Here is an 18,670-nt window from a genome sequence, read left to right as displayed (position 1 = left end):
GACGAAGACGGAGCGCCATGGACGCGAGGCCTGACGAGAGCATCGAGAGGGAGCGTGCGCCGGCGGCGCCGCACGGGGCCGTCCGCTTTGGCCTGTCTGCGCGTCTGCTCGTGCTCACCGGGCTCTTCGTCATGCTGGCCGAGGTGCTGATCTATGTGCCCTCGGTCGCCAACTTCCGCCGCAACTGGCTGAATGACCGGCTCGCCGCCGCGCAGGTGGCGGGCGTCGTGCTGGAAGCCGTGCCGCCCGGCGGTGTCCCCTCCGGTTTCGAGGAGAAGCTGCTCGCCGGCGTCGGCGCCCGGGCGGTGGCGGTGCGCGTCGGCGGCGCGCGGCGCCTGCTCGCCACGGCCGAGATGCCCGCCGAGGTCGCCCGCGTCATTGACCTGCGCGACACGCACTGGGCGACGCTGATTGCCGATGCCTTCGAGACGCTGCTCTTTCCCGCAGACGGGCCTGTGCGCGTTGTCGGCGCCGGCAAGGGCGGCGCGGACTTCGTCGAGATTGTGATGGACGAGCGGCCGCTGCGCGTGGCGATGCTCACCTTTTCGCGCAACATCCTGCTGCTGTCGCTCGCCATCTCCGGCATCACCGCCTTCCTCGTCTATCTCGCGCTCCACCTCATCATCGTGCGCCCGGTGCGCCGCCTCGCCGCCAACGTGACCGCCTTCGAGCGCAACCCGGAGGATGCGGACCGGGTCATCCGCCCCTCGGCGCGGCGCGACGAGATCGGCGAGGTGGAGCGGGCGCTCGCCCTGATGCAGGAGACCCTGTCGCGCGAGCTCTTGCAGAAGAAGCACCTCGCCAACCTCGGCCTCGCCGTGAGCAAGGTGAACCACGACCTGCGCAACCTGCTCGCCTCGGCACAGCTCCTCTCCGACAGGCTGAGCCAGCTGTCCGACCCGACGGTGCAGCGTGTCGCGCCCAAGCTCCTCGGCACGCTGGGGCGCGCCATCGCCTTCTGCGAGGCAACCCTCGCCTACGGCCGGGCAGCCGAGCCGCAGCCGCGCCGCCGCCTGCTCAAGCTCGCGCCGCTGGTGCGCGACCTCGCCGATTTCCTCGATCTTGCCGGCAACGGCATCACCTTCGTCGTCGACATGGACGAGGACATTACCGTCGATGCCGATCCGGACCAGCTCTCGCGCATTCTCCTCAACCTCGGCCGCAACGCCGTCCAGGCCCTGGCGCAGGCAGGCGCCGGCCCCTCCGTGCCGACGCTCACCATCGCCGCCCGGCGCGACGGCCGCTCCACCGTGATCCGCGTCTCCGACAACGGCCCCGGCGTGCCGGCGAAGGCCCGCGAGCACCTGTTCGAGGCCTTCCAGGGCACGGGCCGGCGCGGCGGCGTCGGTCTCGGCCTCGCCATCACGGCCGAGCTCGTGGCCCGCCACGGCGGACACATCGTGCTCGAGGACGAGGGCCCCGGCGCCACCTTCCGCATCCACCTGCCGGACCGGACGAACGGCACCGGCGCGTGAGCCGCCGCCGCCGGCCCCTTCCGGAAAACCGCCCGCAAGCCGGCCGGTGGACAACGCCGGGGAATATCGCATCGCGGGGCTTGCCAAGCCGCTCGCGAGGCTTTAAGTGAACGGCCTCGTCGCCGGCCACGTTGCGTGACGGTGGTGCTGGTTGCGCCCGTAGCTCAGCTGGATAGAGCACCAGACTACGAATCTGGGGGTCAGAGGTTCGAATCCTTTCGGGCGCGCCATTTTCTCCCTATAAATCAATGAGTTAGTATGTGCAGCAACATTGCTGCACTATCCTTCGGCTGCATTCAGGCGCATCTCGGACCCAATTTCTACATGCGCCAAAAGCGGCTAACCCATTGATATCAGACGTTTTCACGGAAAGTCATGAACTTTGGACGCACCAGATCATCAGTTGGGTGCTCTGCGTGTCTGGTAGTCAATTTCGGGCGCAAGAATCTCACCCGAACTCGCATGTTCCAATCCCGTCTGGCGTGTCGTGACGGCATCCTCTGCGCATGAGAAAAGTGCTGCTGATCAAGTCTCGTCTAATCCACGATCTCAAGCACGGACATCACTGATGCGTCAGGACAAAGATCGTCACCATCAAAAGGGCGAGCACAAACAAGAGCACAACGGCAAGAGTGCCTTCGGCGGCGGCCTCCATCAGGAGTGGGATACGGACTGATAATCTGTTTCGCTGGGGCATCGTTCGAGCTGCTGGTTGACCGGATATGGTCGGACGATGCACGGAGGACTGCCGTTGCGCATCTACAATCGCGTGCAACGCTCACTCACGTAGCTTGCCGAGCGGAAGCGGGTTCCCGTCCTCATCAAAAAGCTTGGACAGGCGGGCTGCTGACTGCTCCAACTCACCAGGCTCAAACCAGCGTTTAACGGTGCTGGGGGCAAGGCCAAGGGCCTCGCCCAGGATCCTGAGCGTAGGCGTTATGCCGCGAGCCATTAGTTGCGCAGCTATAAATTCGGCATTTAGCTTATTCTCGCGGACACGACCTTCCCGCTCATAATGCGGGTTAGGCCCACCCAAGCGCTCGCGAATGAGAACGATGAGATCGCGCGGGATGCTTAAGTCGTCGTTCCAGCTTAGTGCATCGAGTGAACAGCAAATAATCCAGTCGATTAGCTTCTCAGGGATGGCCTTGCCTCGCCGGATCAAGTGGGTTTCGCCTGACAGCTCAATCTGGCGGGCCTCGATGATCTTCTCCATTAGGCAAAGCGCAATCTCGCTTATCGCGTCCTGATCGGCATCCAAAATGCCACCGAGAAGATCTGGGTGCCATGCCGTTCCAGCTCATCGCGCATATAGAACATCGATTCAAAGCTACCGACTGCCCTGACCTCTATCTCAGCGCTTGGATTGGCCCGGCGTAGCCTCACGTAGTTCTCGATAGACGGGTCGGCCTTGTATTGCTTGGTGATCTCGTTAAAGCCGCCGCTCTCATCTGACCCGAAGTTGCGGCGATCCATCCTGCTGCTCCCCGTCTGCTGCGCGATTGGTGACCATATTACGTCAGTCTGGTAATCAGTCACGCTCCTGCATCGTCTTGCGCAGAACAAAGCCGATCGATTCGTAGAGGCGGATGGCGGGAGTGTTGGTGGCGAAGGCGTGCAGGTAGGGCCGGTCGCCGGCTGCCGCGATGCGGCCCGCGACATAGCGGGAAAGCAGGCGTGCGAGGCCTCGGCCACGGGCGTCGGGATGGGTGCAGACGCCGCTGACCTCCACGTAGCCGGGCTGGGCCATGCGTTCGCCGGCCATGGCGACGAGCCGGCCGTTCTCGCGCACGCCCCAGAAACGGCCAATGTCGAGCGCCTTCAGGCTGAAGGGGCCGGGCTCGGTGAGCCGGGCGAGAGTCAGCATGTCGGCCGCGTCGGCCGGCCCAAGCTGCATGATCCGCTCGTCCTCGAAGGGGGCGAAGCTGCCGCCCGCCAGCATCTGCACGCCTTCGGCCCACCTTGAGGCGCGAAGGCTCGCGGGCAGGCGGATCGCCCCGGCCTGCAGCAGCACGGCCGTCTCGCCCGGCTTCAGCAGCGCGCCGAGGGCTGAAAGGCTCTCCGGGCTGTCGTCGGCGCTCGCCGCGAAGGGCACGATGGCCGGGCGGTAGCGCCGCGCCCGGGCATCGCCCTCGGCAAAGCCGGCGTGGCGCGAGGTCAGCGACGCCCAGGCCGGGCGGTCGAGCTCATGTGATGTCATCCCGTCCGCTCTCCCCGGCCCGTGTCGCCAGCGGCCTTGCGGCAAGCCCGTCCTCGATGCTGGCGAGATGCGCCAGAAGCTCCTCGCCGAAGCCGGCGCAGAGGTCGGCCACCGCCTCCTCCACGCGCCGCCACACGCCCGCCCGGGCCGCGGCGACGAAGGCCTCTCCCTGCGGCGTGAGGGAGACGAGCCGCCGCCGGCCGTCCTCCACCGTGGTCGCCACCGTGACCAGGCCGAGCGCGGCGAGCTGGCCGAGAGCCCGTGTCACGCCCGGCTGCGCCACCCCGAGCAGCGCCGCGAGCTCACCCACCGTCACGGCACCGTGCCGCGACAGGGCCGCCAGCAGTGGATGCTGACCCGCGGGCACTGGCGGGGACAGTTCGCCGAGTATCGGCTGCACCTCCGCCTGCAGCCGCTCGCCCAGCCGCTTCAGACGGCTGCCGAGCGTCATGAGGCCAAGGGCGCGGAGGGCGTCTTCGGTTTTGTTTAACATGTTATATATCGTGTTATTAAAGAACGGAAGTCAATGCGAGCGGATGCGAGCCGCTCCCGCCCGGTCAGGCTGCCCTGATCCCTCGCATCAACCGTGCAAGAAGCCCCCGCGCACCGGCCGTCACGTCCGCCCAGGTTCTGTCGAAGCCGGCCGCATCGCCGTAGTAGGGGTCGGCCACCGCCTCTCCGGCCCGGCCGCGCACGTGGTCGAGCAGCAGGCTCAGCTCGGCCGGCGCGCCGGGCGGGCACAGCGCGCGCAGGCGGGCGAGGTTGTCGTGGTCGAGCGCAACGACATGGGTGAAGCGCGAAAAATCCTCGCGCACCACCTGCCGCGCGCGGTACCCGCTGATGTCGATGCCGTGGCGGGCGGCGACGGCCTGCGCCCGCCTGTCCGGCGGCTCGCCCACGTGCCAGTGCCCCGTGCCGGCCGAATCGACGACGATGTCGAGCCCGGCGCGCGCCGCCTCGGCCCGCATCGCCGCCTCCGCCAGCGGCGAGCGGCAGATGTTGCCGAGGCAGACGAAGAGCACGGAGGGTCGTTCGGACATTGCGGCTTCCCCATGGCTGCGACGGCCGATGGGCCGCCGCCCGTCCCTTTACCACGACTGCCGGCCGATTCTCCCCCGCCCGCGCGGCCTTCACACCATGGGCGGGTTGAGCCGCGCAAAACCCTCCTGCCGGTGGTAGGGGAAGTACGGATAGGGTGGCGTCGTGCGGCTCGCCGCGTCGAGCTTCGCCAGCTGCTCGGCACTCAGCGACCAGCCGACGGCGCCGAGGTTGTCGCGCAGCTGCGCCTCGTTGCGCGCGCCGATGATGACGGAGGCCACCGTGGGGCGGGTGGTGAGCCAGTTGATCGCGACCTGCGGCACCGTGCGGCCGGTCTCGGCGGCGACCTCCTCGAGCGCGTCAACGACGCGGTAGAGCAGCTCGTCCGGCACCGGCGGGCCGAAACCGGCAGTTGCGGTGAGGCGGCTGCCGGCGGGCACCGGTGCCCCGCGGCGGATCTTCCCCGTCAGGCGGCCCCAGCCGAGCGGGCTCCAGACGAGGGCGCCGATGCCCTGGTCCCGCGCGAGCGGCATCAGCTCCCACTCGTAATCGCGGCCCACGAGGGAGTAGTAGACCTGATGCGCCACGTAGCGCGGCCAGCCGTGCCGCTCGGCGACGGCGAGGGACTTCATGAGCTGCCAGCCCGCGAAGTTGGACACGCCGACATGGCGGACCTTGCCGGCGCGCACGAGCGCATCCAGCGTCGACAGCACCTCCTCCACGGGCGTGCCGGCGTCGAAGGCGTGCAGCTGCAGAAGGTCGATGTAATCCGTGCCGAGGCGCCGCAGTGCATCCTCCGTCGCCCTGATGAGCCGCGATCGCGAGGAGCCGGCGTCGTTCGGCCCCTCGCCCATGGGCAGCGACGTCTTGGTGGAGATCAGCACCTTGTCGCGCCGGCCGCGGATCGCCTGGCCCAGCACCTCCTCGGAGGCGCCGTCGGAATAGACGTCGGCGGTGTCGAACAGGTTGACCCCGGCCTCGAGGCAGATGTCGACGAGCCGGCGTGCCTCGCCGGCGTCCGTGTTGCCCCAGGCGCCGAAGAGGGGTCCGCTGCCCCCGAAGGTTCCCGTGCCGAAGGACAGGACCGGCACCTTCAGCCCAGATGCTCCCAATCGCCTGAATTCCATCGCTTCATCTCCCTTGTCGCGAGGCCTTCCGGCCTCTGTGCGCCGAGAGATGGAAGCGGCGGGCAGTGTGAACTAGCATCGCGGAAGGCAAAGGATCTGTGACTTCAGTTCACACAGCACCGGGCCGGAGGCTGCCATGGGCCGTCTCGACATCAACCGCTCCGGGGAAATGGAAGTCTTTGCACGCGTCGTCGAGCTCGGCGGCTTCTCGGCGGCGGCGCGGCGCATGGGCATGACGCCGTCGGCGGTCAGCAAGCTCGTGGCGCGTCTGGAGCGCCGGCTGGGCGCGCGGCTGCTCAACCGCTCCACCCGACAGCTGCGTCTGACGCCCGAGGGCGAGGCGTTCTACGGCCGCTGCCGCGCCGTTCTCGCTGCCATTGCCGAGGCCGAACGGGAGGTGGCGGCCGGCGCCGTGCCGCGCGGCCGCGTGCGCGTCAACAGCAACGTGCCCTTCGGGCTGCACTGGCTGATGCCGCTCGTGCCGGACTTCCTCGCGCGCTATCCCGAGATCACCCTCGACATCGTCACGACGGACACGGTGATCGACCTCATCGACGAGCGCGCCGATGTCGCCATCCGCGTCGGGCCGATGCGCGCCTCGCCGCTCGTCGCCCGCAAGCTGGGCGAGAGCCGCATGGCTGTCGTCGCCTCGCCGGACTATCTCGCCCGCAACGGCGTGCCCACGACCCTGGCGGAGCTGGAACGGCACAACCGTATCGCCTTCAACTTCACCCGCCTCGTCGCCGGCTGGCCGTTCCGCGATCCGAGCGGCGCCATCGTCACCGTGCCGCCCGCGGGTAACGTCCTCGTCAGCGACGGGGAGGGCGCGCGCCGCCTGGCGCTCGCCGGGGCGGGCCTGGCCCGCCTGTCGCACTTCCACATCGGGCCGGATCTCGCCGCCGGGCGGCTCGTCGAGGTGCTGGCAGACCTCAACCCCGGCGACACCGAGACCATCCATGCCGTCTTTGTGGGCCAGGGCGCGAAGCTGCCGGCGCGGGTGCGCGTCTTCCTCGACTATCTCGCTGTCCATGCGCGCGTCAGCTGAACCGGCCCTGCGACATTTTCGCTTTTGCTTTCGTTGTCGGCAAATTGTTTTCGGAACATATTTCGCTTATGCTGCCACACATCGGGCGAGCGCAGCCGCCGGCTGCGCATCCGGGGCAAGTGAACGGAGCGCGAAGCGTGCGGGAGAAGGTCTACGACCTCGCCGTCATCGGAGGGGGCGTCAATGGCTGCGGCATCGCGCGCGATGCGGCCGGACGGGGACTTGCAACCATCCTCTTCGAGCAGGGCGACCTCGCCGGCGCCACCTCCTCCGCGTCCACCAAGCTCATCCACGGTGGACTGCGCTATCTCGAGTACTACGAGTTCCGCCTGGTGCGCGAGGCGCTGATGGAGCGCGAGGTGCTGTGGCGCCTCGCCCCCCACATCATCCGGCCGCTGCGTTTCGTCCTGCCGCACCATGCCGGGCTCCGTCCGGCCTGGATGTTGCGCCTCGGCCTCTTCCTCTACGACCATCTGGGCGGCCGCAAGCTGCTGCCCGCCACGCGCAGCCTCGACCTGCGCCACGACCCGGCAGGGGCGCCCCTCAAGCCCGGCTATTCCACGGCCTTCGAATATTCCGACTGCTGGGTGGACGATGCCCGCCTCGTCGTGCTCAACGCGCGCGATGCGGCCGATCGCGGCGCTGCCATCCATCCGCGCACGCGCGTTGTCGGTGCCGAGCGGCGCGGCGACCACTGGCTCGTCACCGCCGAGCGGCGCGGCGACGGTGCCCGCCTGACGGTGAAGGCGCGCATGCTCGTCAATGCCGCCGGCCCCTGGGTGGCCGAGGTGCTCGCCGGCATCGTGCGCGAGAAGCCACCGGCGGGTGTGCGCCTGGTGCAGGGCAGCCACATCGTCGTGCCGCGGCTCTATGACCACGACCGCTGCTACATCTTCCAGAACGGTGACGGACGCATCATTTTCGCCATTCCCTACGAGCACGACTTCACGCTCATCGGCACGACAGACCGTGATTATCACGGCGATCCCGCCGCCGTGGCCGCCAGCGAGGAGGAGATCGGCTATCTCTGCTCCGCGGCGAGCGAGTATTTCGCCCGGCCAGTGCGCAGCGAGGACGTGGTCTGGACTTACTCCGGCGTGCGGCCGCTCTACGACGACGGCGCCACAAAGGCGCAGGAGGCGACGCGCGACTATGTGCTGAAGCGCGAGGGCGAGGGGCGGGAGCCCCTCCTCCTCTCCGTCTTCGGCGGCAAGATCACCACCTACCGGCGCCTCGCGGAGGCCGCCCTGGACCGGCTCGCCCCGCAGATGCCCGAGGGGGCGTGCGCCAGGGCCGGATGGACGGCGCAGGCGCCGCTGGCGGGCGGCGACTTTCCGCCCGACGGCCTTGAGGCGCTGGTGCGGCGCATCCGGGAGGCGCATCCCTATCTCGCCGAGGGTGTCGCGGCGCGCCTTGCGCGCTCGTACGGCACGCGCGCCTTCACCATCCTCGACGGCGCCCGCTCCGCGGCGGATCTCGGCCGCCAGTTCGGCGCTGGCCTCAGCGAGCGCGAGGTCGACTATCTGATGCGCGAGGAATGGGCGATGACGGCCGAGGACGTGCTCTGGCGGCGCTCCAAGCTCGGCCTGCGGCTGACGCGGGAGGAGGCGGCCGTGCTTGAGGACTTCATGGCCGCGCGACTCAGGCAGGCCGCCTGACTGGTGGTGGCGCAGCCGGCGCGCCTCCGCTAGCGTCGGCCGCAACAGAAGTCGAAACGGAGGAAACATCCTTGGCCACCTATGTTCTCGCCATCGACCAGGGCACCACCTCCTCGCGGGCCATTCTCTTCCGGCCTGACACTTCCATCGCCGCCGTCGCCCAGCAGGAGTTTCCGCAGCATTTCCCGGCCTCGGGCTGGGTGGAGCACGAGCCGGCGGACCTGTGGGAGACGACGCTCGCCACCTGCCGCGAGGCGCTCGCGAAGGCCGGCACCTCGGCGCGCGAGGTCGCCGCCATCGGCATCACCAACCAGCGCGAGACGACCGTGGTCTGGGACCGGGCAAGCGGCCGCGCCGTCCACCGCGCCATCGTCTGGCAGGACCGGCGCACGGCTGGGCTCTGCGCCCGGCTGAAGGAGGAAGGGCACGAGCCGCTGTTCACGGCGCGCACCGGCCTCATCCTCGACCCCTATTTCTCCGGCACCAAGATCGCCTGGATCCTCGACAACGTCCCTGGCGCCCGGGCGCGCGCCGAGCGGGGCGAGCTGGCCTTCGGTACCGTCGACAGCTTTCTTCTGTGGCGGCTGACGGGTGGCAGGGTGCATGCGACGGATGCGACCAATGCCGCGCGCACGCTGCTCTTCGACATCCACAAGGGAGAGTGGGACGAGGATCTGCTGCGCATCCTCGGCGTGCCGCGCTCCATGCTGCCCGAGGTGCGCGACTGCTCGGGCCGCTTCGGCGAGAGCGATGCCGCGCTCTTCGGCGCGCCGATCCCCATCTGCGGCATAGCGGGCGACCAGCAGGCAGCCACCGTCGGCCAGGCCTGCTTTACCCCCGGCATGGTGAAATCAACCTATGGCACCGGCTGCTTCGCCCTCGTCAATACCGGCGATGCCCCCGTCGCCTCCAAGAACAAGCTGCTCACCACCATCGCCTACCAGCTCGACGGCCGGCGCACCTATGCACTCGAGGGCTCCATCTTCATCGCCGGGGCGGCGGTGCAGTGGCTGCGCGACGGGCTCGGCATCATCAAGGACGCCGCCGCGACGGGCCGGCTCGCGGAGAATGCAGACCCGACGCAGGACGTCTATCTCGTGCCGGCCTTTGTCGGCCTCGGCGCCCCCTACTGGAACCCGGACGTGCGCGGCGCGCTCTTCGGCCTCACGCGCGGCACCGGCCCGGCCGAGCTCGCCCGCGCAGCGCTGGAAAGCGTCTGCTACCAGACCGCCGACCTCCTCGATGCCATGCGGGCGGACTGGCCGCAGGCGGATGGCGCCGAGACGGTGCTGCGCGTCGACGGCGGCATGGTGGCCTCCGACTGGACAATGCAGCGCCTGGCCGATCTCCTCGCCGCGCCGGTGGACCGGCCGGTGGTGAAGGAGACGACGGCCCTCGGCGCCGCCTATCTCGCCGGCCTCGCCGCCGGTGTCTTCCCCGCCCCGGCGCAGTTCGCGGACCTGTGGCGGATGGAACGGCGCTTCACGCCGGCCATGAGCGAATCGCTGCGCAACGCCAAGCTCGCCGGCTGGCGCGAGGCCGTGGCGCGGCTCGTCATGCCCGTCGCCTAGGCGCTACAGCACCTCCTCGAGCCAGTCGAAGACGACGGCGAGGCCGAGCGGCAGGTTGCCGACCTGGCAATGCATGTCCGCCCCCTCGGCGCGGGTGAAGACGTGGCGTGTCACGCGCCCGCCGGCCTTCGAGGCGAAGACCTCGAGCTGGCGCAGTGCCTCCTCGCCCTCCCCCTCGCCGACGAGGGCGAGCGTCGGGCAGGCGATGCGCTCGAGCCCCTCCTCGGCGCGAAAATCGGCGAGGCGCTTCAGCCAGGCGTGCGAGCTGTCCACGCCGTAGCGCCGGCAGGCGGACTTGAAGGACAGCTTCATCGTCAACGGCATCACCTCATCCGGCAGCTCGTCCACGTAGGAGAGCGGCAGGTCCTCCATCTCCTCCGCGCCCGGCGGCAGGAAGCCGAGGAGGTAGGCCTTGAGGTCGACGATGGGCGAGTTGAGCACCAGCGCCCTGATCCGGGGATCGTGGATGGCGGCCCGCGTCGCAAAATAGCCGCCGAAGCTCACGCCATAGAGCCCGAGCTTGTCGGGGTTCACCTCCGGCCGCGCCAGCGCCGCATCGACGACAGCGGCGAGCGGGACCTCGTAGTCGGGCCGGAAGACGAGATCGGGATAGCGGCGCATGGTCGAGACCTGCCCCGGCCCCTGCGCCAGCAGCACGTTAAAGCCGCGCTCGAGGCCCGCGCGGGCCGCGGAGAAGAACATCTCCTCGTTCGTGCCGTCGAAGCCGGTGATGGCGACGAGTGTGCGCCCGTCCACGGCGCCGCCCGCGGGGGCGCAGAAATAGCCCGGCAGCTGAAGATCGCCGAAGGGGATGTCGATGGCGGTCACGCTGTCGGCAAAGAGCGGCATCGCCGCGGCGAAGCAGCGCTGGCTGGCAAGCCCGTACTGCAGGGCCTCGCCGGCGAAGGGGTCGCAGAAATATTCGGCCGACCGGTAGTACATCGCGGCCCGGCCGTAATGCTCGCGCGCGCTGACGCGGTGGCCGCGGCCCAGCGCAACGTCGGCCATGCGCTCAATGTCGGCAGCGAGATCGGCGAAGCGGCGCGGCCATTCACGTGGCGTCTCGTCGAGCCCGGCCCGGGCGGCGAAGATCTCGCCCGACGCCCCGCCGCCGTAGCTGGCGGCACCCAGCATGCGCATGAGCTGGAAATCGAGCTCGGGGTTGGCAAATCCCGTGATGCGCGTTGCCGTCCGTTCGATACCCGCCATGCGTCTCTCCCGATACGTGTTGATCCCCGCCCCTCGCAGGGGGCATTAGTGGCGAAACTTGATCGCGCACAGTGGTGCGGAACGGAGGCATCTTACGTCCATGAGCGACCGTATAGAAACCGATGTCGTCATCGTCGGCGCGGGGCCCGTGGGGCTCTTCGCCGTGTTCGAGCTCGGCCTCCTCGACATCAGGGCTCACCTCGTCGACATCCTGCCGAAGGTCGGCGGCCAATGCGCGGAACTCTACCCGGAGAAGCCGATCTACGACATTCCGGGCTTTCCCATGGTCACCGGCCAGGGGCTCATCGACAACCTCATGGCGCAGATCGAGCCGTTCCACCCCACCTTCCATCTCTCGGAGATGGTGGAATCCCTCGAGTGCCTCGGCACGGCGGAGGCGCCGCTCTTCCGCCTCAGGACCGACGCGGGCACCGAATTCATCACCAAGGCCGTGATCATCGCGGCCGGGGGCGGCTCGTTCCAGCCCAAGAAGCCGCCGATCCCCGGCATCGAGGGCTTCGAGGGCACCAGCGTCTTCTATGCGGTGCGCCAGATGGAGCCCTTCCGCAACAAGCGCATCCTCATCGTCGGCGGCGGCGATTCGGCCCTCGACTGGACGGTGAACCTCGCGCCGCTGGCGAAGCGGCTGACGCTGCTGCACCGGCGCGACGCGTTCCGCGCCGCACCCGACACCGTCAACAAGATGCGCGCCCTCGTTGCCGAGGGGGCGATGGACTTCCACCTCGGCCAGGTGGTGGCACTCGAGGGCACGGCGCCGGTGCTGGAGGCGGCGGTGGTGCGCCGCGACGACGGCTCGACCTTCACCATCCCCTGCGACGTGATGCTGCCCTTCTTCGGCCTCACCATGAAGCTCGGCCCCATCGCGCAGTGGGGCCTCAACCTTCACGAGAACCTCATCCCCGTCGATACTGAGAAGTTCGAGACGAGCGTGCCCGGCATCTTCGCCATCGGCGACATCAACACCTATCCGGGCAAGCTCAAACTCATCCTCTCCGGCTTCCACGAGGGGGCGCTCGCGGCCCAGCGCGTGTTCCACTACGTCTATCCCGACAAGCGCCTCGTCTTCCAGTACACCACCTCCTCCACCAGCCTGCAGAAAAAGCTCGGCGTGCATGCCTGACGCCCGCCCTGCGTGGCGGACATGGCTTGGCGGCGCGCCTGCGGCTTGACGCTGGCCCCCTCGGGTCGTCACATGCCTCCAACGAGCATCCGGCGCACGCACGGCGGATGCCATGAGGGAGGTTGGATGACACCGTCGATCTTCGATCTGTCGGGCCGCACGGCCCTCGTCACCGGCGCTGGCCAGGGCATCGGGCTTGCCATCGCCCGCGGCCTTGCGGCAGCGGGCGCCCGCGTCGTTCTCAACGGCCGGGACACGGCCAAGCTGGAGAGGGCGGCCGCGCTCATCCGCGAGGCGGGCGGCGAAGCGGACATGATGCCCTTCGACGTGACCGATGCCGCCGCTGTACGCGAGGGCGTCGCCCGCATCGAGCGCGAGATCGGCCCCCTCACCATCCTCGTCAACAACGCCGGCATCCAGCACCGTGCCCCGCTCGAGGATTTCGCCGACGAGGACTGGCACCGGATCATCCGCACCAACCTGGACAGCGTCTACTACGTCGGCCAGACGGTTGCCCGGCACATGATCCCGCGCGGCTACGGCAAGATCATCAACATCTGCTCCGTCATCAGCGAGCTCGCGCGACCGACCATCGCGCCCTATGCGGCGAGCAAGGGCGCGGTGAAGATGCTGACGAAGGGCATGGCTGCCGACTGGGGCCGCCACGGCATCCGCGTCAACGGCATCGGCCCCGGCTTCTTCGCCACCGAGATGAACGCGGCCCTCGTCGCCAATGCGGACTTCTCGGCCTGGCTGGTGAAGCGCACGCCGCTCGGCCGCTGGGGCGAGGTGGACGAGCTCGTCGGCGCCGCCATCTTCCTCTCCGCACCGGCCTCGGATTTCGTGACCGGCCACGTGCTCTATGTCGACGGCGGCGTCACCGCCTCGCTCTGACCCGCTGCGGCGCTCTCCAAAACAGCAAACTTCGGGAAGGAAACAGGACACATGAATCAAATCGATTTGACGGGCCGCGTCGCTGTGGTCACCGGCGGCGCTCAGGGCATCGGCCGCGCGGTGGCCGAGCGCTTCAAGGCCTCCGGCGCCAGGCACATCGAGCTGTGGGACCGCGACGGGGCGCTGGCCGAAGCGACGGCGAAGGAGCTGGGAGAGGGCGTTTCGGCGCGGACCGTCGACATCACCGACTATGCCGCCGTCGAGGCCGCCGCCAAGGCAGCCGAGGCGGCGCACGGGGCGGTCGACATTCTCGTCAACAGCGCCGGCATCGCGGGGCCGACCTACAAGACCTGGGAGTACCCGCTCGAGGACTGGGCGCGCGTGCAGCGCATCAACCTCGACGGCACCTTCTACTGCTGCCGTGCGCTGGTGCCCGGCATGCGCGAGCGCAACTACGGCCGCATCGTGCTCGTCGCCTCCATCGCCGGCAAGGAGGGCAACCCCAACGCCTCCGCCTATTCGGCCTCCAAGGCTGCCGTCATCGGCTTCACCAAGTCGCTCGGCAAGGAGCTGGCGGACCGCAACATCGCCGTCAACTGCATCACGCCGGCCACGGCCAAGACGCGCATCCTGGAGCAGGTGAGCGAGGAGTTCATCGAGTACATGCTGTCGAAGATCCCGCGCGGGCGCTTTGTCGAGCTGCAGGAGGTGGCGAGCATGGTCGCCTTCCTCGCCTCGGAGGACAACAGCTTCACCACGGGCGCCGTCTTCGACCTCTCCGGCGGACGTGCCACCTACTGATGACGCTTGAGCGGCATGGCGCGGGTCGCTAGCCTGCTGCCATGATTGCCATGCCGCCCCTGCCCACCGCCGTGCTCGGCGAGCGTCTGATGACGCTCGCCGCCGAACTCAACCAGTATACCGACGAGCCGGGACGCCTGACGCGCCTCTACCTCTCGCCGGCCCATCGCGCCGCCGCCGATGCGGTGAGGCGCATGATGGAGGCGGCGGGCATGACGGCGCACATCGACGCCGCCGGCACCGTCGTCGGCCGCTACGAGGGGATCGAGCCGAACGCGCCGGCGCTGCTCATCGGCTCGCATATCGACACGGTGGTCGATGCCGGCAGCTACGACGGCATGCTCGGCGTGCTCTCCGGCATCATCGCAGTGGAGGAGCTCGCCCGGCGCGGCGAACGCCTGCCCTTCGCCATCGAGGTGCTGGCCTTCGGCGACGAGGAGAATGTCCGCTTTCCCACCAACCTCTCGACCTCCCAGGCGATTGCCGGCACCTACGACCCGGCCTGGCTCGACGGCAGGGACTATGACGGCGTGAGCCTGCGCGAGGCCCTCGTCGCCTTCGGCGGCGACCCCGAGGCCGTCACGCAGCTCGGCCGCGATCCGGCCTCTGTCAAGGGCTACATCGAGTTCCACATCGAGCAGGGGCCGGTGCTGGAGCGCGAGAATCTGCCCGTCGGCATCGTCAGCGCCATCAACGGCATCACGCGGGCGCGCGGCGTCGTGACGGGCGAGGCCGGGCACGCCGGCACCGTGCCGATGGCCCTGCGGCGCGACGCCTTCGCGGCCCTGTGCGAGATGAACCTCGCCGTCGAGCGCATCGGCGCGCGCGCCCCCTCGACCGTGGCGACCATCGGCATGGCCAAGGTGTCGCCCAACGCCTCGAACGTCATCCCGGGCCGGGTCGACTTCACGCTCGACGTGCGCGCGCCGGACGACCCCGTGCGCCACGCTATCGTCGAGGAGATGGTGGGCGAGATGCACTGCATCGCCGCCCGGCGCAACGTGACGCTCGATCTCGACCTCTATTTCGACGCCCCGGCCACCGCCATGGACGCCAGCCTGATGCGCGCGCTGGAGACGGCTATCACGGGCCAGGGTATCCCCGCGCGCCACCTGCCCTCGGGGGCCGGTCACGACGCCATGGCCATGGCGCGCCTGTGCCCCTCGGCCATGGTCTTCGTGCGCTGCAAGGGCGGAATCAGCCACAACCCCGCCGAATCGATCACGGTGGAGGACGCGGACGTGGCCGTGCGCGTCCTTGTCGACACCATCAAGGCCCTCGCCGCCCGCAACGGATAGGCCGCGACGGGATGGAGGCCGGCATTGCCGGCACTTCCGCGCGGGCAGCAATGCGGCCGCGTGCCGGTCCGCCGGGCCTATTTCTCCGTCTCCACCAGCCCCTTCACGAACAGCCGCTGCATGGCGATGACCACGAGGACCGGCGGCAGCATGGCGAGAATGGTTGTCGTCATGACGAGGTGCCACACCGGGTCCGCCTCCGCCGCCGCGGCCGCGAGGCGCTGGATGCCCATGACGATGGTGTAGTAGCGCTGGTCCGTGGTAACCAGCAGCGGCCACAGATACTGGTTCCATCCGTAGATGAACAGAATGACGAAGAGCGCCGCGATGTTGGTGCGCGACAGCGGCAGCAGGATGGACCAGAAGAAGCGCAGGGGCCCCGCCCCGTCGATGCGGGCGGCCTCCGTCAGCTCGTCGGGGATGGTCATGAAGACCTGGCGGAAGAGGAAGGTCGCCGTTGCCGAGGCGATGAGCGGAATGGCAAGGCCGGAATAGGTGTTGAGCATGCCGAGATTGGCCACGACCTCGAAGGTCGGCAGAATGCGCACCTCGACCGGCAGCATCAGCGTGATGAAGATGAGCCAGAAGGCCGTGACCCGGAAAGGGAAGCGGAAGTAGCAGATGGCGAAGGCGGACAGCAGCGAGATGGCGATCTTGCCGAGGGCGATGGCCATCGCCATGACGAAGCTGTTCCACAGCATCGGCCCCACGGGCGGAAAGCCCGAGACGCTCGAGCCGGTGAACAGCGCCTCCTTGTAGTTCTCGACGAGCCCGGGCCCCGGCATGAAGCCGATGCGGCCGGTGAGGAAGTCCGTGCCGGGATGGGTCGAGGCGACGAAGGCGAGCCAAACCGGCAGCACCATCACCACGACGCCGAGGATGAGTGCCGCATGGGCGGCGATCGTCAGCTTGCGGCCTGATTCGACCATGTCCGCCCCCTCAGTAGTGAACCTTGCGCTCGATGTGACGGAACTGAAGCGCCGTCAGGCCGATGACGATGACGAGCAGCACCACCGACTGGGCGGCGGATGCGCCGAGGTTGAGCGACTCGAAACCGTCCTTGAACACCTTGTAGACGAGGATGGTGGTGGACTGGCCCGGCCCGCCGCCGGTCGTCGCGTGGATGATGCCGAAGGTGTCGAAGAAGGCATAGACCACGTTGACGACGAGCAGGAAGAACGTTGTCGGCGCGAGCAGCGGCCACACGATCTTGCGGAAACGCAGCCAGGGTCCGGCCCCGTCGAGCGCCGCGGCCTCCACGAGCGTGCGCGGGATGGCCTGCAGCCCGGCGAGGAAGAAGAGGAAGTTGTAGCTCACCTGTTTCCACGACGCAGCGAGGATGACCATGATGAGCGCGTCGGTGCCGTTGAGGTGGTGGTTCCAGCCGATGCCGAGGATCCTGAGCCCTCGTGCCACAATGCCCACGGAGGGATCGAACATGTACCACCACAGGATGGCGGCAACCGCCGGGGCCACCGCGTAGGGCCAGATGAGCAGCGTCTGGTAGACCATCGCCCGGCGGCCCACCTTGTCGGCGGCGAGGGCGAAGAGCAGCCCGAGGCCGAGCGAGATGCCCGCGACCGAGACCGAGAAGATGATGGTGATGACGAAGCTTGACCGGTAGCTCGGATCCTCGAGGAGTGCGACGAAGTTGGCGAGGCCGACGAACTGGCGCGACAGGCCGAAGGCGTCCTCGGCGAACAGGGAGGTGTAGAGCGCCTGGCCGGCCGGCCACAGGAAGAAGATGACAGTGATGGCGAGCTGCGGCGCGAGCAGAAGGTAAGGCACGATGCCGCCGCCGAAGGTGACCCGTTTTGCCTGCATCGGCCCCCCGGAAGAACAGGGCGGCGCCCGGCCATCGGGCGCCGCCATTCACGTCGGTTACGTCAGGAGTTGGACTTCTCGAACTGGCGCAGCAGCTCGTTGCCGCGCTTCACGGCAGCGTCAAGCGCGTCCTTCACCGGCTTCTTGCCGGTCAGCGCGTTCTCCATCTCCTCCTCGATGATGTCGCGGATCTGGGCGAAGTTGCCGAGACGCAGGCCCTTGGAGTTCTCGGTCGGCGGGTTGAGGTTCATCTGCTTGATCGAGATGTCCGAACCCGGATTCTTGTCGTAGAACCCCTCCTTCTGCGACAGCTCATAGGAAGCCTTGGTGATCGGCAGGTAGCCGGTCTGCTGGTGCCACCAGGCCTGGACTTCGGGCTTCGACAGGTAGGCGAAGAACTTCGCCACGCCCTTGTATTCCTCCTTCGGGCGGCCGGCGAGGACCCACAGGGTCGCCCCGCCGATGATGGAGTTCTGCGGCGCGCCCTGGACGTCCGGCCAGTAGGGCTGCATGCCGTAGCCCACCTCGAACTTGGCGTTGGCGAGGATGTTGGCGCGCGCCGCCGAGGAGGCGAAGGTCATGGCGCACTCACCGGAGAGGAACTTCGGGTCCGACTTGCCCTGCCGGCCGCCGTAGTCGAAGATCTTGGACTTCTGCCATTCGACAAGCGCAGTCCAGTGCCTCTCGACGAGCGGGTTATTGATCTTCAGCTCGGTGCCGAAGCCGGCGAAGCCGTTCGCCTCCGTCGACAGCGGGATGTTGTGCATGGCCGAGAAGTTCTCGACATGCACCCACGACGGCCACTGGCTGGTGAAGCCGCACGGGACACCCGCGGCCTGCAGCTTCTTGGCGAATTCCTCCACCTCCGGCCAGGTCTTGGGCGGGGTGTTCTCGTCGAGGCCGGCCTTCTTGAAGAGGTCCTTGTTGTAATAGAGGATCGGCGTCGACGAGTTGAACGGGAACGACAGCATGTTGCCCTGTGTGTCGCTGTAGTAACCCGTCACCGCTGGCAGATACGCCTGGGGATCGAAGGGCTCGTTCTCGTCCGCCATCAGCTTGTAGACGGGATAGACAGCGCCCTTGGCCGCCATCATCGTCGCCGTGCCGACCTCGAACACCTGCACGATCGCCGGATGCTGCTTGGCGCGGAAGGCGGCGATGGCGCCGGTCATGGTCTCCGGATAGCTGCCCTTGAAGACCGGGACCACCTTGTATTCGCTCTGCGTCGCGTTGAAGTCGTTCGCGATCTTCTCAAGCTTCTCCCCGAGCGCGCCCGACATGGCGTGCCACCACTGGATCTCCGTCTGGGCAGCCGCCGGTCCCGCCGCGGCGATGAAGGCCGCCGCACTTGCCATGGTTACAAAACGAGATGCCATGTTAGCCTCCCCA

At 68.4% G+C, this 18,670-nt stretch carries 18 protein-coding genes and 1 tRNA gene; 9 read left to right on the top strand and 10 right to left on the bottom strand.

The window, feature by feature from the left end:
• Positions 1-17: 17 nt before the first annotated feature.
• Positions 18-1,475, top strand: a complete 1,458-nt coding sequence (locus tag HNQ73_RS05990; protein ID WP_183333215.1) for a sensor histidine kinase — start codon at positions 18-20, stop codon at positions 1,473-1,475.
• Positions 1,476-1,628: 153 nt separating this feature from the next.
• A tRNA-Arg gene (locus HNQ73_RS05985) sits at positions 1,629-1,705 on the top strand.
• 548 nt (positions 1,706-2,253) lie between these two features.
• Here the strand turns inward: HNQ73_RS05985 and HNQ73_RS05980 are convergent.
• The 6 genes from HNQ73_RS05980 to HNQ73_RS05955 all read right to left on the bottom strand — a co-directional run bounded on the left by HNQ73_RS05980 (position 2,254) and on the right by HNQ73_RS05955 (position 5,840).
• Positions 2,254-2,691, bottom strand: coding sequence for a hypothetical protein (locus tag HNQ73_RS05980; RefSeq protein WP_183333213.1), 438 nt, complete (start codon positions 2,689-2,691; stop codon positions 2,254-2,256).
• 20 nt (positions 2,692-2,711) lie between these two features.
• Positions 2,712-2,951 carry a hypothetical protein gene (locus HNQ73_RS05975; RefSeq protein WP_183333211.1) on the bottom strand — a complete coding sequence of 80 codons (240 nt, stop codon included), beginning with the start codon at positions 2,949-2,951 and terminating at the stop codon, positions 2,712-2,714.
• Positions 2,952-3,006: 55 nt separating this feature from the next.
• A complete protein-coding gene (locus tag HNQ73_RS05970) occupies positions 3,007-3,675 on the bottom strand; it encodes a GNAT family N-acetyltransferase (protein WP_183333209.1) in 669 nt (222 codons plus the stop codon).
• Positions 3,662-4,168, bottom strand: a complete 507-nt coding sequence (locus tag HNQ73_RS05965) for a MarR family winged helix-turn-helix transcriptional regulator (RefSeq protein WP_183333207.1) — start codon at positions 4,166-4,168, stop codon at positions 3,662-3,664. Before HNQ73_RS05965 ends, HNQ73_RS05970 begins: the two co-directional genes overlap by 14 nt.
• Before the next feature lie 64 nt (positions 4,169-4,232).
• A complete protein-coding gene (locus HNQ73_RS05960) occupies positions 4,233-4,715 on the bottom strand; it encodes a low molecular weight protein-tyrosine-phosphatase (protein WP_183333205.1) in 483 nt (160 codons plus the stop codon).
• A 90-nt stretch (positions 4,716-4,805) separates the two neighbouring features.
• Positions 4,806-5,840 carry an aldo/keto reductase gene (locus tag HNQ73_RS05955; RefSeq protein WP_183333203.1) on the bottom strand — a complete coding sequence of 345 codons (1,035 nt, stop codon included), beginning with the start codon at positions 5,838-5,840 and terminating at the stop codon, positions 4,806-4,808.
• A 136-nt stretch (positions 5,841-5,976) separates the two neighbouring features.
• Between HNQ73_RS05955 and HNQ73_RS05950 the strand changes: the two genes are divergently transcribed.
• From HNQ73_RS05950 to glpK, 3 genes are all read left to right on the top strand, one after another.
• Positions 5,977-6,885: a LysR family transcriptional regulator gene (locus HNQ73_RS05950; protein ID WP_183333201.1), complete on the top strand. Its 909-nt coding sequence runs from the start codon at positions 5,977-5,979 to the stop codon at positions 6,883-6,885.
• 137 nt (positions 6,886-7,022) lie between these two features.
• Positions 7,023-8,543 carry a glycerol-3-phosphate dehydrogenase gene (gene glpD / locus HNQ73_RS05945; protein WP_244649916.1) on the top strand — a complete coding sequence of 507 codons (1,521 nt, stop codon included), beginning with the start codon at positions 7,023-7,025 and terminating at the stop codon, positions 8,541-8,543.
• Between the two features lie 71 nt (positions 8,544-8,614).
• Complete coding sequence (glpK, locus tag HNQ73_RS05940) at positions 8,615-10,114, top strand: glycerol kinase GlpK (RefSeq protein WP_183333197.1); 1,500 nt, start codon at positions 8,615-8,617, stop codon at positions 10,112-10,114.
• Between the two features lie 3 nt (positions 10,115-10,117).
• Here the strand turns inward: glpK and HNQ73_RS05935 are convergent, their stop codons facing one another.
• Positions 10,118-11,323, bottom strand: coding sequence for an alpha/beta hydrolase family protein (locus tag HNQ73_RS05935; protein WP_183333195.1), 1,206 nt, complete (start codon positions 11,321-11,323; stop codon positions 10,118-10,120).
• A 100-nt stretch (positions 11,324-11,423) separates the two neighbouring features.
• Between HNQ73_RS05935 and HNQ73_RS05930 the strand changes: the two genes are divergently transcribed.
• From HNQ73_RS05930 to HNQ73_RS05915, 4 genes are all read left to right on the top strand, one after another.
• Complete coding sequence (locus tag HNQ73_RS05930) at positions 11,424-12,464, top strand: NAD(P)/FAD-dependent oxidoreductase (protein ID WP_183333193.1); 1,041 nt, start codon at positions 11,424-11,426, stop codon at positions 12,462-12,464.
• Positions 12,465-12,590: 126 nt separating this feature from the next.
• Positions 12,591-13,358 (top strand): glucose 1-dehydrogenase, encoded by a 768-nt coding sequence (locus tag HNQ73_RS05925; protein ID WP_183333192.1) that lies wholly within the window; start codon positions 12,591-12,593, stop codon positions 13,356-13,358.
• A gap of 51 nt (positions 13,359-13,409) precedes the next feature.
• Positions 13,410-14,159 carry an SDR family NAD(P)-dependent oxidoreductase gene (locus HNQ73_RS05920; protein WP_183333190.1) on the top strand — a complete coding sequence of 250 codons (750 nt, stop codon included), beginning with the start codon at positions 13,410-13,412 and terminating at the stop codon, positions 14,157-14,159.
• 50 nt (positions 14,160-14,209) lie between these two features.
• A complete protein-coding gene (locus tag HNQ73_RS05915) occupies positions 14,210-15,457 on the top strand; it encodes an allantoate amidohydrolase (RefSeq protein WP_183333188.1) in 1,248 nt (415 codons plus the stop codon).
• A gap of 77 nt (positions 15,458-15,534) precedes the next feature.
• Here the strand turns inward: HNQ73_RS05915 and ugpE are convergent, their stop codons facing one another.
• From ugpE to ugpB, 3 genes are all read right to left on the bottom strand, one after another.
• Complete coding sequence (ugpE, locus tag HNQ73_RS05910) at positions 15,535-16,386, bottom strand: sn-glycerol-3-phosphate ABC transporter permease UgpE (protein ID WP_183333186.1); 852 nt, start codon at positions 16,384-16,386, stop codon at positions 15,535-15,537.
• Between the two features lie 10 nt (positions 16,387-16,396).
• Entirely contained in the window at positions 16,397-17,281 is an 885-nt protein-coding gene (gene ugpA / locus HNQ73_RS05905) for a sn-glycerol-3-phosphate ABC transporter permease UgpA (protein ID WP_183333184.1), read from the bottom strand.
• A 62-nt stretch (positions 17,282-17,343) separates the two neighbouring features.
• Positions 17,344-18,657 carry a sn-glycerol-3-phosphate ABC transporter substrate-binding protein UgpB gene (gene ugpB, locus HNQ73_RS05900; protein WP_244649914.1) on the bottom strand — a complete coding sequence of 438 codons (1,314 nt, stop codon included), beginning with the start codon at positions 18,655-18,657 and terminating at the stop codon, positions 17,344-17,346.
• Between the last annotated feature and the right edge of the window lie 13 nt (positions 18,658-18,670).

Origin of the sequence: Chelatococcus composti, from assembly GCF_014201415.1 — a bacterium.
Classification (GTDB): Bacteria; Pseudomonadota; Alphaproteobacteria; order Rhizobiales; family Beijerinckiaceae; genus Chelatococcus_A; species Chelatococcus_A composti.
Note: the sequence above shows the minus strand (reverse complement) of the source record. Positions and strands in the feature narration are given on the sequence as shown.

Bases quoted from the DNA above. Each gene is read 5' to 3' on its own strand.
- ugpA (WP_183333184.1), bottom strand. From the start codon at position 17,281: ATGCAGGCAAAACGGGTCACCTTCGGCGGCGGCATCGTGCCTTACCTT.
- HNQ73_RS05990 (WP_183333215.1), top strand. From the start codon at position 18: ATGGACGCGAGGCCTGACGAGAGCATCGAGAGGGAGCGTGCGCCGGCG.
- HNQ73_RS05930 (WP_183333193.1), top strand. From the start codon at position 11,424: ATGAGCGACCGTATAGAAACCGATGTCGTCATCGTCGGCGCGGGGCCC.
- HNQ73_RS05950 (WP_183333201.1), top strand. From the start codon at position 5,977: ATGGGCCGTCTCGACATCAACCGCTCCGGGGAAATGGAAGTCTTTGCA.
- HNQ73_RS05955 (WP_183333203.1), bottom strand. From the start codon at position 5,840: ATGGAATTCAGGCGATTGGGAGCATCTGGGCTGAAGGTGCCGGTCCTG.
- HNQ73_RS05925 (WP_183333192.1), top strand. From the start codon at position 12,591: ATGACACCGTCGATCTTCGATCTGTCGGGCCGCACGGCCCTCGTCACC.
- HNQ73_RS05970 (WP_183333209.1), bottom strand. From the start codon at position 3,675: ATGACATCACATGAGCTCGACCGCCCGGCCTGGGCGTCGCTGACCTCG.
- ugpE (WP_183333186.1), bottom strand. From the start codon at position 16,386: ATGGTCGAATCAGGCCGCAAGCTGACGATCGCCGCCCATGCGGCACTC.
- HNQ73_RS05960 (WP_183333205.1), bottom strand. From the start codon at position 4,715: ATGTCCGAACGACCCTCCGTGCTCTTCGTCTGCCTCGGCAACATCTGC.
- HNQ73_RS05915 (WP_183333188.1), top strand. From the start codon at position 14,210: ATGCCGCCCCTGCCCACCGCCGTGCTCGGCGAGCGTCTGATGACGCTC.
- HNQ73_RS05935 (WP_183333195.1), bottom strand. From the start codon at position 11,323: ATGGCGGGTATCGAACGGACGGCAACGCGCATCACGGGATTTGCCAAC.
- HNQ73_RS05920 (WP_183333190.1), top strand. From the start codon at position 13,410: ATGAATCAAATCGATTTGACGGGCCGCGTCGCTGTGGTCACCGGCGGC.
- HNQ73_RS05975 (WP_183333211.1), bottom strand. From the start codon at position 2,951: ATGGATCGCCGCAACTTCGGGTCAGATGAGAGCGGCGGCTTTAACGAG.
- HNQ73_RS05965 (WP_183333207.1), bottom strand. From the start codon at position 4,168: ATGTTAAACAAAACCGAAGACGCCCTCCGCGCCCTTGGCCTCATGACG.
- ugpB (WP_244649914.1), bottom strand. From the start codon at position 18,657: ATGGCATCTCGTTTTGTAACCATGGCAAGTGCGGCGGCCTTCATCGCC.
- HNQ73_RS05980 (WP_183333213.1), bottom strand. From the start codon at position 2,691: ATGGAGAAGATCATCGAGGCCCGCCAGATTGAGCTGTCAGGCGAAACC.